The sequence below is a fragment of the Bradyrhizobium rifense genome (genome assembly GCF_008123425.1).
Classification (GTDB): domain Bacteria; phylum Pseudomonadota; class Alphaproteobacteria; order Rhizobiales; family Xanthobacteraceae; genus Bradyrhizobium; species Bradyrhizobium rifense.
Genome location: NZ_VSSS01000038.1, coordinates 1 through 15,160 on the forward strand (window position 1 = coordinate 1; position 15,160 = coordinate 15,160).

General features: G+C 61.6%; 16 protein-coding genes and 1 pseudogene. 13 read left to right on the top strand and 4 right to left on the bottom strand.

What is annotated here, in order from left to right:
* The 12 genes from FXB40_RS24740 to FXB40_RS24795 form a co-directional block, all read left to right on the top strand.
* On the top strand, window positions 1-859 hold an 859-nt coding region (locus tag FXB40_RS24740), incomplete at its 5' end, for an electron transfer flavoprotein subunit alpha/FixB family protein (RefSeq protein WP_148774795.1).
* Between the two features lie 308 nt (window positions 860-1,167).
* Complete coding sequence (trbB, locus tag FXB40_RS24745; RefSeq protein ID WP_246207938.1) at window positions 1,168-2,088, top strand: P-type conjugative transfer ATPase TrbB; 921 nt, start codon at window positions 1,168-1,170, stop codon at window positions 2,086-2,088.
* Window positions 2,085-2,411: a TrbC/VirB2 family type IV secretion system protein gene (locus tag FXB40_RS24750; RefSeq protein WP_148774797.1), complete on the top strand. Its 327-nt coding sequence runs from the start codon at window positions 2,085-2,087 to the stop codon at window positions 2,409-2,411. Before trbB ends, FXB40_RS24750 begins: the two co-directional genes overlap by 4 nt.
* Entirely contained in the window at window positions 2,411-2,674 is a 264-nt protein-coding gene (locus FXB40_RS24755) for a VirB3 family type IV secretion system protein (protein WP_007600323.1), read from the top strand. Before FXB40_RS24750 ends, FXB40_RS24755 begins: the two co-directional genes overlap by 1 nt.
* 10 nt (window positions 2,675-2,684) lie before the next feature.
* Window positions 2,685-5,126, top strand: a complete 2,442-nt coding sequence (trbE, locus tag FXB40_RS24760) for a conjugal transfer protein TrbE (RefSeq protein WP_148774798.1) — start codon at window positions 2,685-2,687, stop codon at window positions 5,124-5,126.
* Window positions 5,123-5,857 (top strand): P-type conjugative transfer protein TrbJ, encoded by a 735-nt coding sequence (gene trbJ / locus FXB40_RS24765; protein WP_148774799.1) that lies wholly within the window; start codon window positions 5,123-5,125, stop codon window positions 5,855-5,857. The genes trbE and trbJ overlap by 4 nt, the downstream gene beginning before the upstream one ends.
* A 29-nt stretch (window positions 5,858-5,886) precedes the next feature.
* Window positions 5,887-6,228, top strand: a complete 342-nt coding sequence (trbK-alt, locus tag FXB40_RS24770) for a putative entry exclusion protein TrbK-alt (RefSeq protein ID WP_246207907.1) — start codon at window positions 5,887-5,889, stop codon at window positions 6,226-6,228.
* A 3-nt stretch (window positions 6,229-6,231) separates the two neighbouring features.
* Window positions 6,232-7,467: a P-type conjugative transfer protein TrbL gene (gene trbL, locus FXB40_RS24775; protein ID WP_148774801.1), complete on the top strand. Its 1,236-nt coding sequence runs from the start codon at window positions 6,232-6,234 to the stop codon at window positions 7,465-7,467.
* A 50-nt stretch (window positions 7,468-7,517) separates the two neighbouring features.
* Window positions 7,518-8,198, top strand: a complete 681-nt coding sequence (gene trbF / locus FXB40_RS24780; RefSeq protein ID WP_148774802.1) for a conjugal transfer protein TrbF — start codon at window positions 7,518-7,520, stop codon at window positions 8,196-8,198.
* A gap of 2 nt (window positions 8,199-8,200) precedes the next feature.
* Entirely contained in the window at window positions 8,201-9,175 is a 975-nt protein-coding gene (gene trbG, locus FXB40_RS24785; protein WP_148774803.1) for a P-type conjugative transfer protein TrbG, read from the top strand.
* Complete coding sequence (locus tag FXB40_RS24790; RefSeq protein WP_148774804.1) at window positions 9,172-10,377, top strand: TraB/TrbI/VirB10 family type IV secretion system protein; 1,206 nt, start codon at window positions 9,172-9,174, stop codon at window positions 10,375-10,377. Before trbG ends, FXB40_RS24790 begins: the two co-directional genes overlap by 4 nt.
* Window positions 10,378-10,383: 6 nt before the next feature.
* On the top strand, window positions 10,384-10,626 hold the full coding sequence (locus tag FXB40_RS24795) for a DUF2274 domain-containing protein (protein ID WP_148774805.1): 243 nt from the start codon (window positions 10,384-10,386) through the stop codon (window positions 10,624-10,626).
* Here FXB40_RS24795 and FXB40_RS24800 read toward each other — a convergent pair.
* The 4 genes and pseudogenes from FXB40_RS24800 to FXB40_RS24815 form a co-directional block, all read right to left on the bottom strand.
* Window positions 10,599-11,552, bottom strand: a pseudogene (locus FXB40_RS24800) (LysR family transcriptional regulator). The gene FXB40_RS24795 and the pseudogene FXB40_RS24800 sit on opposite strands and share 28 nt — an antisense overlap.
* 71 nt (window positions 11,553-11,623) lie before the next feature.
* Entirely contained in the window at window positions 11,624-12,256 is a 633-nt protein-coding gene (locus FXB40_RS24805; RefSeq protein WP_148774806.1) for an acyl-homoserine-lactone synthase, read from the bottom strand.
* 94 nt (window positions 12,257-12,350) lie between these two features.
* Window positions 12,351-13,073 carry a helix-turn-helix transcriptional regulator gene (locus FXB40_RS24810; RefSeq protein ID WP_148774807.1) on the bottom strand — a complete coding sequence of 241 codons (723 nt, stop codon included), beginning with the start codon at window positions 13,071-13,073 and terminating at the stop codon, window positions 12,351-12,353.
* Window positions 13,074-13,484: 411 nt separating this feature from the next.
* Window positions 13,485-14,270 (bottom strand): enoyl-CoA hydratase/isomerase family protein, encoded by a 786-nt coding sequence (locus tag FXB40_RS24815; protein WP_148774808.1) that lies wholly within the window; start codon window positions 14,268-14,270, stop codon window positions 13,485-13,487.
* 88 nt (window positions 14,271-14,358) lie between these two features.
* On the opposite strand from FXB40_RS24815, the gene FXB40_RS24820 reads away from it, so the two are divergent.
* A complete protein-coding gene (locus FXB40_RS24820; RefSeq protein WP_187437119.1) occupies window positions 14,359-15,033 on the top strand; it encodes a GntR family transcriptional regulator in 675 nt (224 codons plus the stop codon).
* Window positions 15,034-15,160 lie beyond the last annotated feature (127 nt).

The following is a 15,160-nucleotide window of genomic DNA, read 5'->3' on the forward strand; positions in this document are numbered from 1 at the left end:
CGTCCACGTGCTGGTCGCCGGTGGCGGGCAGGGCACCAAGGCTGCGGCCGAGGCGGCCTCGAAGCTTGCTGGCGTCGCCAAGGTGCTGGTCGTCGAGGGCGAGGCTTACGCGCACGATCTCGCCGAGCCGCTGGCCGCGCTGATCGTCTCGCTGGCCCCTGGCTACGATGCGATCGTCGCGCCCGCGACCTCACGCTTCAAGAACGTGATGCCGCGCGTCGCAGCACTGCTCGACGTGATGCAGGTCTCGGAGATCACCAAGGTGGTCGCGCCCGACACCTATGAACGTCCGATCTATGCCGGCAACGCCATCCAGACGGTGAAGTCAAAGGACGCCAAGAAGGTCATCACGGTCCGCACCTCGACCTTCGCGGCGGCAGCGAGCGGCGGCAGCGCGCCGGTCGAGAGCGTCGCCGTTGTGGCCGATCCGGGCCTGTCGTCCTTTGTCGGCGAGGAAGTTGCCAAGAGCGACCGCCCCGAGCTGACCTCGGCCAAGATCATCGTCTCCGGTGGCCGCGCCATGCAGAGCCGCGAGAACTTCGCCAAATACATCGAGCCGCTCGCCGACAAGCTCGGCGCCGGTGTCGGTGCCTCGCGTGCGGCGGTCGACGCCGGCTATGCGCCGAACGACTGGCAGGTCGGCCAGACCGGCAAGGTGGTGGCTCCCGAGCTCTATGTCGCGGTCGGCATTTCCGGCGCGATCCAGCATCTGGCGGGCATAAAGGACTCCAAGGTGATCGTCGCGATCAACAAGGACGAGGACGCGCCGATCTTTCAGGTCGCCGATTATGGCCTGGTCGCCGACCTCTACCATGCAGTTCCGGAGCTGACGGCCGAACTTGGCAAGCTCGGCAAGTAAAACGCGCTAAAAACACCGGCCGGAGGTATAAACTCCGGCCGGTGTTTCATTTCTGAGGCGTTTTCTTTCGTGCGGGACGCGCGGAAGGCCAGGCGTGATTGCCCATCATCAAAGCGTCGCAAGCATTCTTTCCTATCTTTTCTTCTTCTACGCCAGAGTACGAACCGCGAGCGCTCTTGTTGCGATTACCTCGGTTCTGCTTTTTCTACTTGTCCCCACGCAAGGCCGCTGATGTCAGCGACCTCAAGCACGGGGCAGTCGTGGCAATCCATTCATTTCATTCGGAAGCCGAGCTGCGTGGGGCACGCATGCTCCGCACGGCGCTGGGCTCGGCAATCGCAGGTTTTCTGGAAGATCCGTCCGTCGTTGAGGTAATGCTGAACCCCGATGGCCGGCTGTGGATCGATCGGCTGTCGAGCGGCCTTACCGATACAGGCGAGAGTCTATCGGCTGCCGACGGCGAGCGAATTGTCCGGCTGGTCGCGCACTATGTGGGCGCTGAGGTTCATGCCGGCTCGCCCCGAATCTCGGCTGAGCTGCCGGAAACGGGAGAACGTTTCGAAGGTTTGTTGCCGCCGGTCGTCGCCGCGCCGGCTTTCGCAATCCGCAAACCCGCGGTCGCTGTCTTCGGCCTGGACGACTATGTCGCTGCCGGCATCCTGAACTTGGAGCAGGCGAACGCGCTCCGCGATGCGGTTGCTACACGCAAGAACATCCTGGTCGCGGGCGGCACATCGACGGGCAAGACGACGCTGACGAACGCGCTTCTGGCGGAGGTGGCCAAAGGTTCGGATCGCGTCGTTCTCATCGAAGATACGCGGGAGCTTCAGTGCCCGGCGCCGAACCTCGTGGCGCTGCGGACCAAGGATGGCGTCGTCTCGCTGTCCGAACTTGTGCGCTCGTCGCTTCGCCTGCGCCCTGATCGTATCCCGATTGGCGAGGTGCGCGGAGCCGAGGCGCTGGATCTGCTCAAGGCCTGGGGGACTGGACATCCCGGCGGTGTCGGCACGATCCACGCCGGCACCGCGCTTGGCGCGCTCCGCCGGCTCGAGCAGCTCATCCAGGAGGCCGTCGTGACGGTCCCGCGCGCGCTGATCGCCGAGACCATCAACGTCATCGCCGTGCTCTCTGGCCGCGGTGCCGAACGGCGTTTGAGCGAACTCGCTTCTGTCACCGGGCTTGGACCATCAGGCGACTACACCCTTTCGAAAATCGGAGATCAGTCATGAACGTACGATCATCTCTCGGGCGAGGTTTCACGCCAGGTGCGGCATTCGCTTGTCTGTACCTGGCCAGCGTGCCGGCCTGGGCCGCCGGCTCGAACATGCCCTGGGAGCAGCCGCTCAACCAGATCTTGCAATCGGTTGAAGGACCCGTCGCCAAGATCATCGCGGTCATCATCATCATCGTGACAGGTCTCTCGCTCGCATTCGGCGACACGTCGGGCGGCTTCCGGCGGCTGATCCAGATCGTGTTTGGTCTGTCGATCGCATTTGCCGCCTCGAGCTTCTTCCTGTCGTTCTTCTCGTTCGGCGGTGGGGTGGTGATCTGATGGATGAGCCAGTCCCGGGCTTTGTCGCCCCTGTCCACCGTGCGCTGACCGAGCCGATCCTGATGGGCGGTGCACCGCGATCGGTTGCCATTCTCAATGGCACTTTGGCTGCAGCACTCGGCCTTGGTCTGCGCTTGTGGCTGGCCGGCCTTCTGCTGGCGTTCATCGGCCACATGGCCGCGGTCTGGGCCGCAAAACGCGATCCGGAATTCGTCGAAGTCGTGCGCCGGCACGTTCGTGTTCCCGGTCACCTCAGCGCTTGAGAAAAGTCCCATGATGAATCTTGCCGAATACCGCCGCTCGAATACGCGCCTTGCTGATTTCCTGCCCTGGGCTGCTCTGGTCGACGAGGGAATTGTCTTGAACAAGGACGGCTCACTTCAGCGGACGGCGCGGTTCAGGGGACCGGACCTCGACAGTTCCGTGCCGGCTGAGCTTGTTGCGGTCACAAGCCGGCTGAACAATGCGCTCCGGCGTCTCGGATCGGGCTGGGCGGTTTTCGTCGAGGCGCAACGGCATTCGGCAGGGCGCTATCCGCCCGACACATTCCCGGATGTCGCATCCGCCCTGGTGGATGCGGAGCGCAAAGCGCAATTCGAGGAGGCCGGCAGCCATTATGAATCGAGCTACTACCTGACCTTCCTTTATCTGCCGCCTGCAGAGAGTGCAGCTGTGGCAGAGCGTCTCCTGTACGAGGGCGGCCATCGCAGCGCGGGAGCGGATGCGCGCGAGGTGCTGAGTGGCTTCGTCGACCGGACCAACCGCGTGCTGCAGCTCGTTGAGGGCTTTATGCCGGAATGCGGCTGGCTCGATGACGAGGCAACGCTCACCTACCTCCACTCGACGGTCTCGACCAAGCGGCATCGCGTTCGAGTGCCGGAAATCCCGATGTATCTCGACGCGCTGCTTGCCGATCAGCCGCTGACAGGCGGGCTTGAGCCGATGCTGGGTGACGCGCATGTGCGTGTCCTGACGGTTGTGGGGTTTCCCACGACGACGACGCCCGGGATCCTCGATGATCTCAACCGCCTCGCATTCCCGTACCGCTGGTCGACGCGGGCGATCATGCTCGACAAGACGGATGCTCTCAAGCTCCTGACCAGGATCAGGCGGCAATGGTTTGCCAAGCGCAAGTCGATTGCCGCGATCCTGAAGGAGGTGATGACGAACGAGGCGTCCACGCTTCTGGATACCGATGCCCACAACAAGGCGATGGATGCAGATCACGCGCTCCAGGAACTCGGCTCGGATCAGATTGGAGAGGCCTTTGTGACGGCAACCGTCACGGTCTGGGACAGGGATCCGCACGCGGCGGACGAAAAGCTCCGCCTCGTTGAAAAGGTGATCCAGGGCCGGGACTTTACCTCCATGACCGAGACGGTGAATGCCGTTGAGGCCTGGCTCGGCAGCCTGCCGGGACAGGTCTATGCAAACGTGCGCCAGCCGCCGGTGTCGACGCTAAATCTCGCCCACATGATCCCGCTCTCTGCAGTCTGGGCGGGAGAGGTGAGGGACCACCATTTCAAGGCGCCTCCGCTGTTCTTCGGCAAGACGGAAGGATCGACCCCTTTCCGCTTCTCGCTCCATGTCGGCGATGTCGGACACACTCTGATCGTTGGACCGACCGGCGCCGGCAAATCGGTGCTGCTCGCGCTGATGGCACTGCAGTTCCGGCGATATCCGGCCGCTCAGATCTTTGCCTTTGACTTCGGCGGGTCGATCCGCGCGGCGGCGATCGCCATGGGAGGCGACTGGCATGATCTTGGCGGCGCGGTTGGCGGAGACTCGGCAGAATTCGTGGCGCTCCAGCCGCTTGCGCGCATCGACGATGTCGCGGAGCGCGGTTGGGCAGCCGATTGGATTGCATCGATCCTTGCGCGCGAGCGCATCGAGGTCACGCCCGAGACCAAGGATCATGTCTGGTCGGCCTTGACCTCGCTCGGCTCGGCCCCAGTTGGGGAGCGGACGCTGACTGGCTTGTCCGTTCTTCTGCAATCCAATGCCTTGAAGCGCGCGCTGCAACCCTATTGCCTCGGCGGTCCGTTTGAGCGGTTGCTGGATGCGGAAGGTGAGCGGCTGGGAGAGGGCTCCGTCCAGGTGTTCGAGACCGACGGGTTGATCGGGACCGGTGTCGCGCCGGCGGTTCTCTCCTATTTGTTCCACCGGATTGAGGATCGGTTCGACGGCCGTCCGACCCTGCTCATCATCGATGAGGGCTGGCTTGCGCTCGACGATGCCGATTTTGCCGGCAAGCTCCGCGAATGGCTGAAGACGCTGCGCAAGAAGAACGCCTCCGTCGTGTTTGCGACCCAGTCGCTGGCCGATATCGACGGCTCCGCAATTGCGCCGGCCATCATCGAGAGCTGTCCGACCCGGATCCTTCTTCCCAATGACCGCGCCATCGAGCCCCAAATTATGGCGATCTACCGGCGCTTTGGATTGAACGATCGGCAGATCGAGATCCTCGCCCGCGCGACGCCCAAGCGCGACTACTACTGCCAGTCGCGCCGGGGCAACCGGCTGTTCGAGCTCGGCCTTGGTGAGATCGCGCTCGCCTTTGCGGCCGCGTCGTCCAAGTCCGATCAGGCCCTCATCGAGCGGGTTCTTGAGGAGCACGGACGAGACGATTTCGTCACCGGCTGGCTCAAGGCGCGCGACCTCGGCTGGGCCTGCAATCTCATTCCGCAGCTTGCCAAGGAAGGAGGCCTGTCATGAGCCGTCTTCGTCCGCTTCTGACGGCCAGTATGATCGCCATTGCCGTAGTTCAAGCCCCCCGGGAAGGGAAGGCGCAGTGGATCGTGTTCGATCCCAACAACTACGTGCAAAATGTGCTGACGGCCGCGCGCGAGCTGCAGCAGATCAACAACCAGATCACTTCGCTGCAAAACCAAGCGCAGATGTTGATCAATCAGGCGAAAAACCTGGCGAGCCTGCCGTATTCGTCGTTGCAGCAGCTCGAGCAATCGATCCAGCGCACGCAGCAGCTGCTCAGTCAAGCGCAGCGCATTGCCTACGATGTCCAGCAGATCGATCGCGCGTTCTCCACCACTTACGCGCCCACGTCCGCGAGCATGTCCAATGGGCTCCTCGTCGCCAACGCCCAGACACGCTGGCAGAATGCGGTTGCCGGGCTGCAGGACGCCATGCGGGTGCAGGCAACCGTGGTCGACAATCTCGATACCAACCGCACCCAGATGTCGGCTCTGGTCACGGCGAGCCAGGGCGCGTCAGGTGCTCTGCAGGCAAGTCAGGCCGGCAACCAGCTCCTTGCACTGCAAGCTCAGCAGCTTGCGGACCTCACGGCGACCGTTGCCGCGCAAGGGCGTGCGCAATCGCTCGAATCCGCGCAGCGGGCCGTCGCTCAGGATCAGGGCAGGGAGCAGCTGCGGCGCTTTCTGACCCAAGGTCAGGGCTATCAACCGACAACCGTGCAGATGTTCCACTGATGATAAAGAACAGATTTGAACGGCTGCCGATGGCGGTGGCAGTTAGCCTCACAGTCCTGGTCGTCGCCGCCTGCGCCATTCGCCTGCCCGGCGACGATAGCGCGACCCAATCTTCCGCCTCGCCCGCTGCGAAGCCCGATCCGAAGGCGGCAAAGCTCGAGCAATGCCGCACCGTCACCTACGAGCAGAGAGAGGCTCTGCTCGAATGCCAGAGGATCTGGGCGGAACGGCGCAGCCAGTTCTTGGGTAAAAGCGGATCGGTAGACGGTGATAGCGGGGTAGGCGCCGCGCCATTTTCCTCCGCGCCGCCGCGCAAGGACGAAAGCCGCCTGCCGTCCCTCTCACCCTCCATTCCAAGCCAAAGCGAGTGAGCAATGGGCGGCACCTCCGTCATCGACCAGTTTCTGGAAACCTTCACCCGCTATATCGATTCCGGATTCGGTCTGGTCGGGGGCGAAGTCGGCTATCTCGCCACCACCTTGGCTGCCATCGACCTCACGCTCGCGGGGCTGTTCTGGTCCTGGGGGACTGATGAAGATATTGTTGCCCGGCTCGTCAAGAAAACCTTGTTTGTCGGTGTCTTTGCCTATCTGATCGGCAACTGGAGCAGCCTCGCCCGCATCGTCTTCGAGAGCTTTGCTGGTCTTGGCCTCAAAGCCTCGGGCACGAGTCTGTCATCGGCCGATTTTTTGCGGCCAGGCCGCATCGCGCAGGTGGGGCTCGATGCCGGCCGCCCGATCCTGGACTCGATCTCGGGGCTGATGGGTTATGTCAGCTTTTTTGAGAATTTCGTCCAGATCGCGGTCCTGCTGTTCGCCTGGATCGTGGTGCTTCTGGCCTTCTTTATTCTCGCCATCCAGCTCTTCGTCACGCTGATCGAGTTCAAGCTGACGACGCTTGCAGGTTTCGTCCTGATCCCCTTCGGCCTGTTCGGCAAGACCGCCTTTGCGGCCGAACGGGTGCTGGGCAACGTCATCTCCTCCGGCGTCAAGGTTTTGGTCCTCGCCGTCATCGTCGGCATTGGATCGACCTTATTCTCGCAGTTCACGGCAGGTTTCGGCGGCAACCAGCCAACCATCGAGAACGCGATGGCGCTGGTGCTCGGCGCTCTCGCCTTGTTAGGCCTCGGCATTTTCGGACCCGGGATTGCCAACGGCATCGTCTCCGGAGGTCCGCAGCTCGGCGCAGGCAGCGCCGTTGGGACGGGACTTGCCGCCGGTGGTGTCGTTGCGGCTGGCGCTGGCGTTGCGGCCGGCGCTGCCGGCCTCGCCGGCGGCGCGATTGCAGGCTCGCTACGAGGTGGAAGTGCGATTGCAAGCGGCACCATGAGCGTGTTTCGGGCGGGGAGTCAGTCCGGCTCCGAGGCGAGCGCGTCCGGCACCGCAAGTCCCTTGCGTTCGGTCGCAGCTGGTCTTGGTGGACCGGCGAGCGATGCCGGTAAGGGGGAAGGGGATTCCTCGAGAGCTTCCGACAGTGCGCCCGCCTGGGTTCGGCGCATGAAGAGAGCGCAGACGATCAGTCATGGCGCATCAGCGGCAACCCACGCGATCCGCTCAGGTGATCACGGCGGCGGCGGCGGATCTGTCGACCTCTCGCAAGAGGATCACTGACACCTCCTTTCTTTCGAATTCGGTTCCCCGCTATCTCTTGAGGTCAAGCAATGTTCAAACGATCGGCCGTTCACTATGGCCGCACCCCAGAAGCCGTCACTCCCTATCAACGCGCAGCCCAGGTCTGGGATGATCGCATTGGGTCTGCGCGCGTGCAGGCCAAGAACTGGCGCTTGATGGCCTTTGGCTGCCTCTTCTTATCAGCCGGCTTTGCCGCCGCCCTGGTCTGGCAATCCGCTCAAGGGACGATCACGCCCTGGGTGGTCGAGGTCGATCAATTGGGGGAGGCGAAAGCCGTTGCTCCGGCAAACGCCAGCTATCAACCGACCGATCCGCAAGTCGCCTTTCACCTGGCGCGCTTCATCGAGCATGTGCGAGGCCTCCCGATGGACGCCATTGTCCTTCGCGAAAACTGGCTCCGCGCCTACGACTTTACAACCGATCGCGGCGCAACCGCACTGAATGACTACGCCCGCAACAACGATCCATTCGCCAAGCTCGGCAAGACGCAAATTGCGATCGAGGTCTCGAGCGTCATCCGGGCGTCCCCTGAGAGTTTTCGCCTCGCCTGGGTCGAGCGGCGCTACGACAACGGTCAGCTTGCTGCAACCGAGCGGTGGAGCGCGATTGTCAGCATCATCGTGGAGATGCCTCGCGATCTCGATCGCCTCCGCAAGAATCCGCTTGGGATATACGTGAACGCCATCAACTGGTCGAAGGAGCTGGGTTAGCAATGCCGTCAGGTCTCGTTATTGCGTCACAGAGGGTCCGCCCGAGCCTGGCTCTGGCTCTCGTTATTGGTGTGTCCACCCTTGGCGGGTGCACCACGTTCAAGCCGCCGCAAATCAGCTATGATAGCGATGTCCCGCCGGCTCCAGATCTGCCGGCGCTTGCCGACGATCGGCCGCGGCCGCTGCATGTCCCACCGGCCTGGAAGGCGGCGCGCGGCGGCAAGAACGCGGAAGCCAAGGAGCCGATCGAACGGATTGAGACCGCGAATGACGCCGCACGTGTGCAGCCGCGGAAGGCCGGCTACTTCAATGCGGTGCAGGTGTTTTCGTATAGTCCGGGCGCTCTCTATCAGGTCTATGCCGCGCCGGGGCAGATCACCGACATCGCCTTGGAGCCGGGCGAGCAACTGATCGGGTCGGGACCAGTTGCCGCGGGTGATACCGTGCGCTGGGTGGTCGGCGACACCGAAAGCGGCAGCAGCGACACGCGACGTGTGCACATCATGGTGAAGCCGACACGACCGGCGATCGAGACCAATCTCGTCGTCAACACGGACCGGCGCACTTACCTGATCGAGCTCCGCTCCCGGGAAAAGCCCTACATGCCACAGGTCGCGTGGTTCTATCCGGAGGATCGGACCGCGCGTGGTCGATCTCTGCCGCCCACACCCGTCATCCCGGACCAGGCGCAGCGCCGTTACCGCTACGCCATCGAGGGAGACAGCCCACCCTGGCGTCCTGTCAATGCCTATGACGATGGACGCAAGGTCTACATCGAGTTTTCGCCCGGCGTCGGCCAAGGCGAGATGCCGCCGCTGTTCGTGATCGGGCCTGATGGCAAGACCGAGCTCGTCAACTATCGCGCTTACGGCAATGTGCTGATCGTCGACCGGCTGTTCGCGGCCGCGGAACTGAGGCTCGGCGAGGAGCACCAGCAGAAGGTCAGGATCGTCCGAACCGACGGGAGGTCGCTGTGACAGAGACCGGCCAGCCGAATGACACACCCAAGGACGCTCCTCGGGTTAAGCCGCCGGAAAATATCGCCGAAACCCTTCGGCTCCGGCCAGATCGGCCGCAAGTTACGCGCCTATCGCGCAAGGTGCTTGCGGGCGGCAGCGCTCTTTTGCTGGTGCTCATCTCTGGTGCGGTGTTCTGGGCTCTGCAGGAGAAGCGATCACGCACGCCGGCCGCCGAGGAGCTTTACGCGACCGACCACCACAATGTCGCCGATCAGCTTGCAACCTTGCCGAAGGATTATGCTGAGATCCCGAAGGAGGTGCCGCGCCTTGGACCACCTTTACCCGGCGATCTTGGCCGGCCGATCGTTGCTGCACAGGGCTCTTCGACGTCCAGCCCGCTCGGGGTTGACGCTGAACAGCAGCGCGTCAATCAGGAGAGCGAGGCGGCACGCACCAGCAAGGTGTTTGCCAGCACGAACGTCCGCGCACAGGCCCCTGCCACATCGGCAAGTGAAGCCCCATCAAATGCAGCGCCATCATCCGACGAAGCATTCGCCCAGAATGGCCAGGATCGAAAACTTGCGTTCGTCAGTGCTTCCGTTGACCGTCGAACCACCAGTCCCGATCGCCTGGCAAGACCGGTCTCTCCCTTTGTGGTCCAGGCGGGAACGGTCATTCCGGCTGCTCTTATCACGGGGATTCGGTCCGACCTGCCTGGGCAGATCACGGCCCAAGTCACAGAAGCGGTATATGATTCTCCTACCGGGCGAGCTCGCCTTATCCCGCAAGGAGCCCGGTTGATCGGGACGTATGATAGTCAAGTCGCATTTGGCCAATCGCGCGTGCTCCTGGTGTGGACGCGCCTCATCATGCCAAACGGACGGTCGATCGTCCTGGAGCGGCAGCCGGGCGCAGATGTCGCGGGCTACTCTGGGCTTGAGGATGAGGTCGACAACCATTGGAAGGAGCTGTTGGGGGCCGCTGCGCTTTCGACGCTGCTCGCCGTCAGCACCGAGGTGAATTCCGGATCGGATACGGGGAGCACCAACAGCGACCTCATCGCTGCGCTCCGCCGTGGCACGGGGGACTCGATGAACCAGACGGGCCAGCAGGTGGTCCGCCGCAATCTCAACATCCAGCCGACCTTGACGATTCGTCCGGGATTTCCGGTGCGGGTGATCGTCAATCGCGACCTGATGCTCGAACCATATAGAGGGTGAGGTACTATGGCCAAGCTTAAACTTGGAGCGCTCGAGGACGATAAGCCGATCAAGATTACGCATGAACTCCCGGCGAGCGTTCACAGGGATATCGTGGCGTACGCCGAAATTCTGGCACAGGAAACGGGGCAACCGGTCCAGGATCCGGCCAAACTGATTGCACCGATGTTGGCGCGGTTCATGGCAGCGGACCGGAATTTCCGCAAGGCTCGACGCGCGCGTCAACGTCCGAGCGGAGGCGAGGGGTAGCGCTCAGAAAGCAAGTTCAAGAAGGCAGCCAACGCGGGGTTTTCGTTGTCGTCTCGCCAGTATGCCGAAAAGTCGAATCGGCTCGGGCCGGCTCCGTCGCGCAATTCGCGGTAGACGAGGCCTGCATAGTTGATGCCCATGTCGGATTCCAGCACCAGGCTGATTCCTGTGTTCATCCTGATCAGGCTCTTGATGATACCACGGCTGACGTCGTGGCGCTCGAGTTTAGGACGGTCCTCAGGCGACACGAGCTTGGAAATCAGAAGATCTTCAAACTCTTTTCCCGGATCGTAATGGCTCAGCAGGACCGTCTCGCCGCGCAGGTCAGTTCAATAGACTGTGTCGCGCGCGGTGAGGGGATGATCATGGGGTAAGGCGACCAGAACACGTTCGCTCCACAGCGGCATCACTCGGTTGTCGAGTAACGGCAGGTTCCCTGTGACGATCAAGATATCGAGAACGCCGTTGCGAAGTGCCGTCGCGAGGCGTGTTCGTGATTTCTCGATCGTCACAAGCTCGATTTGCGGGAATCGCTGCTTGAAATCCAGCAAGGACGTCTGCAGGTTGCCAATGGAAAGTGAAGTGCAGAGCCCGACACTCAGCCGGCCGGCCTCGCTGTTCCGAACGGCCCTCGCGGTCGCGATGAGAGCATCGAACTCCTCCAGAATTGTCCTTGCCAGGCGAAGAACACTTCGGCCTGCCTGCGTTGGGCGCACACCACCGCTGAAGCGCTCGAAAACCGCAACTCCCAGGTGATATTCGATCTCGCTGATTCTTCGGCTGAGACTCGATTGTTGTGTTCTCAGCAATTCCGCCGCTTGACGGAGGCTGCCACAATCAGCCGCAGCTACGACCGATTGCAGGTGCTTCAGTTCGATTGCCTTGCTGGCTTGAAGGGAGGGTGTTGCTCGACGTGGTTTGTGCATCGTAAGTCTTAAGCAGATGGGCTTTCCGCTCCAATGCGCAGCAATGCCCCGATTGTACTTACTTCTAGATCCTAGGCGGCCGCTTGGATGACTGGAGCCCAGAGCACCGGACCTGAGATGTGTCCCGGTTTGCGGATGCCATGCAACGCTTCGGGCGAGACCTCCAGGTATCCAGCAATGGCCGTGCTGTTTCCGAGAGGACGAGCTTTTCCGATTTTACGGAGCGGCCAGCCCGCGCGGCGAAGAATGCGTTCCATCCGGGCGTCAGTGACGGTAACGATTTCGGTCAATTCAATCGAAAGGCCGAATTCAATCATGCCCGCAAACAGCTCGTAAGTAGCAGCAGCAAGTCCACCATTTGCCTTCGGCGCATCCGGAGGAACATCGAGCGCGAATCGGCTGCTCTCCCAAATCCGGTCGCTTCGTGGCGCCGGCTGGCCGTCCAGAAGGATCGGGAAGGTGTCTCTCAGCATGGTTGGGCCGTTCGAAGGCAGAAGGCGGACGCAACCCTGAAGACGTCCAGCGTTCGAGCGGTTCAGGAGGTGCACGGGTCGAAGGACGTCAAACTCGTCGACTTCCATCTCGCCGCTGACCTCGACGTTCCAGTCCAGGCGCTGTTTGAAAACGCGATACCGCAGCCGGTGCATCTCGGTGAGATCGTCGACGAATTCGCCGTAGTACTCCGGCGTGATGAGCTGCATCATTCTTGCCTCCTTGCCTTGCTTCAGGCAAGCAAGCAGAGAAGGCAGGAGAGCACATCCTGTGGAGTTGCACAGGTGCTTGCAGCTTGTGGTTGATCTATTTTCGAGATTTTGACTCGGTCAACAGCACGATCGCTTGACGAAGCGAGCTGACGCCAAGCTTCGCGCGCGCGTTATCCAGGTGAAATCCCGCGGTTCGCTCTGCGATGCCGAGAATGATCCCAATCTCCCCAGCTGATTTGCCGCGCGCGGACCATTCGAGACACTGGTACTCGCGAGGAGACAGCACCACCCCACCGACCATGCGATCTATCGTCCAGAAACGTTTTGCATGTGCATGGAAAAACGTTGCGATTAACCGCAGGCTCTGGGCGTGCTCGATCAGCGAGCGCTTGAAACCAGTTCGATTATCGTCGCTTGCAAAGCTCAGCGCGGCGAGCGCGCCCCTGTCATCGTGGATAGGGAATGTAAATCCGCAGCGAATCCCAAATTTGGCGGCTTCTTCGAACAGAGCGCGTTCTGCCTCTGACCGATTTCGCGCTTCGAATCCAAGTCCCCATTGGAAGGGCTTAGGCTGGCGCATTGCCCGACGTACCACCGGATCGACGGATTCGTAGCCGCGCTGCAGATAGATGGCGGTCCATGAGGGTGGATATGTCGAGATCAGATTGGGTGCACTGCCCGCCCTACTGGGAAAAGCGAGATATGCGAAGCACGACAGTTCGAGCGCAGCGGCGACTTCGGCCATGCTCTGCTGAGCTGCGTCTCGATGCGTGCTTTCGGTCAATTGCTCTGCAAATCTTTGAAAAACCCGATCCATCGTTGATGAACCCGCGGGCCTCCCTCGCAAGCGCTACTCGCATTACAGATCGAGCATCACTGCGAATGGGGCAAAACAACGAAGAAGCCCATCTATTCCGGCTTCGATCGATCTCGATCGCGAGACCCTGCATCGGGTCGTTGAGGCGTATCGGGTCAGCCGAGTCCTCGCGCTCAGTTGTGATATCATCGCGACCAAGTCCGCGAACTCCGTCGTCTGTTTGAAATCCTGTAAGAGGGCGCCGAAGATCGCCGGATTACTGCGTTCTTTGCGTTCCAAGTTGGAGGTTTGTTCGGCACTTGCGATCTGATCGTCACGCCGCAACTTAGTAACCATGCGTCTTCTTGGATAACGAGAAATTGGATCCGGGAATCACCGCCCCGGGGCCCCGGCGGCAAGAGCGTGCAAGATTCATACGGCCGCGAAGCCAGGAAGGCGGCGCTCGGACCAGGCCTTCAGCCCTTCCTGAGCATCGGCGCAAGAGAGACTTTCAAAGAATCTCGCGTTGATCTCTGCCGGATCGGCGGTGCCTCGGCAAATTGAATTGAGCGACGCCTTGAGGCCGCGGAGCGAAGCCGGAGAACGCTGAGCGAGCATTCCGGCAACGACCTCCAATCGCGCTTCGAACCTGTCGGGCGTACAGCTTTCGGTGAGAAAGCCGATCCGCAACATCGTGGCGGTGTCAATCTGCTCCCCCATTAGAAACAACCGCTTGGCCTCGGGCAAGCCGAGTCTCTCTACGTATCGGCGGAGACCGGAATGGTAGTACTGGATGCCTAGCCGTGCAGGAGACATCTGCAAACGACAACCTTCGACCCCGATGCGGAAGTCGCACGCGAGCGCGAAGTCAGTGGCTCCCCCGTAGACATTCCCATTAAGTCCGCACACCGTCGGGATCGGCAACGCTTCGAGCAAGTCGCACATAGCCGCAAACGCGGCGGTGCACTCCACGGCTCGCTCGCTTGACAGCGTGTCGAGGTCAAATCCCGAGCTGAAGCTCGGTCCGCTGGCCGTGACGATTAGAACCCGCAGGCCCTTGTGTCCCGCCAATTCTCTTAGCATCGCCGAAAGCGCTTCGATGTCCGCCGGCTCGAACCGATTGTGCTGCTGCGGCCTGTTCAAAAGGATCCACGCGCTCGTTTCAGAGACACGCAACGTCGGCAGCCCCGACCGCTCAAGTGCTTTCTCCGGATCCATAGGGTGTTTTATTGTTCTCAAAAAAAATATCTGTCAAGATGGAAATGTCTGGGCTTACTGCAAGGGTCGCTTTCATGGGGAGATGGTCGTGGATTCCGCTTTGCTGACCAAGAAGCCATACCGAACAGAGGAGATCGCGCAGTGGATTCGCCACGAGATCGAGTCAGGCGCCTTTCCGCCGGGCTCGCGTTTGGAGGAGCGGCCACTCTCAGAACGGTTCGGCGTCTCGAAAACGCCGGTGCGCGAGGCCCTTATCCAGCTTTCTTCGATCGGCTTGGTTGAGTTGCGTCAGCGTCGTGGCGCTATCGTTACGCTGCTTAGCGTCGAGCAGGTGATCTCGATGTTCGAGGTCATGACCGAGCTCGAAAGCATGGCGGCCAGGCTCGCCGCGTCGCGGATCTCGCCTGACCTTCGGGAGGAGCTGGCCGAGATTCACCGGCGCAGCGCGGCATTCATTCCGACCCAGGACTTCGAGAAGTACGACGCGATCAATAGGGAATTTCACGAGCTGATCTATCGCTGTTCGTGCAACGATTATCTCGAAACGAGCATCAAGGATGTCCGCGGTCGCTTACGCGTGTATCGCAGGTACCCCTTTCAGAAGCCAGGTCGCATCCGCCGCTCGTTCGCTGATCACGCCCAGATCCTCGAGGCCATATTGAGGGGCGACGAGGAGACGGCCGGGAGCGCGATGCGAGATCACATCAGCGTTGGCGGCCGCGTGTTCGCAGACCTAATTGCCGAAATGGGACGGCGCTCCTGACCAAGGACTGATCTGGAGGCCTAACAGCTCAACCCGCTGATTGGAATTGGGTCACCTCCGAGCTGCATTGAATCGAGTAAACGCGAATGACATCGGAAAACACCGATGGACACATCAAGCGTGGGCC

Coding starts and splice junctions, on each gene's coding strand:
- trbK-alt (WP_246207907.1), top strand. CDS start 5,887: ATGGCGGTGGCAGTTAGCCTCACAGTCCTGGTCGTCGCCGCCTGCGCC.
- trbE (WP_148774798.1), top strand. CDS start 2,685: ATGATGAATCTTGCCGAATACCGCCGCTCGAATACGCGCCTTGCTGAT.
- FXB40_RS24810 (WP_148774807.1), bottom strand. CDS start 13,073: ATGGATCGGGTTTTTCAAAGATTTGCAGAGCAATTGACCGAAAGCACG.
- trbB (WP_246207938.1), top strand. CDS start 1,168: ATGCTCCGCACGGCGCTGGGCTCGGCAATCGCAGGTTTTCTGGAAGAT.
- trbJ (WP_148774799.1), top strand. CDS start 5,123: ATGAGCCGTCTTCGTCCGCTTCTGACGGCCAGTATGATCGCCATTGCC.
- FXB40_RS24750 (WP_148774797.1), top strand. CDS start 2,085: ATGAACGTACGATCATCTCTCGGGCGAGGTTTCACGCCAGGTGCGGCA.
- trbG (WP_148774803.1), top strand. CDS start 8,201: ATGCCGTCAGGTCTCGTTATTGCGTCACAGAGGGTCCGCCCGAGCCTG.
- FXB40_RS24805 (WP_148774806.1), bottom strand. CDS start 12,256: ATGATGCAGCTCATCACGCCGGAGTACTACGGCGAATTCGTCGACGAT.
- trbL (WP_148774801.1), top strand. CDS start 6,232: ATGGGCGGCACCTCCGTCATCGACCAGTTTCTGGAAACCTTCACCCGC.
- trbF (WP_148774802.1), top strand. CDS start 7,518: ATGTTCAAACGATCGGCCGTTCACTATGGCCGCACCCCAGAAGCCGTC.
- FXB40_RS24755 (WP_007600323.1), top strand. CDS start 2,411: ATGGATGAGCCAGTCCCGGGCTTTGTCGCCCCTGTCCACCGTGCGCTG.
- FXB40_RS24815 (WP_148774808.1), bottom strand. CDS start 14,270: ATGGATCCGGAGAAAGCACTTGAGCGGTCGGGGCTGCCGACGTTGCGT.
- FXB40_RS24795 (WP_148774805.1), top strand. CDS start 10,384: ATGGCCAAGCTTAAACTTGGAGCGCTCGAGGACGATAAGCCGATCAAG.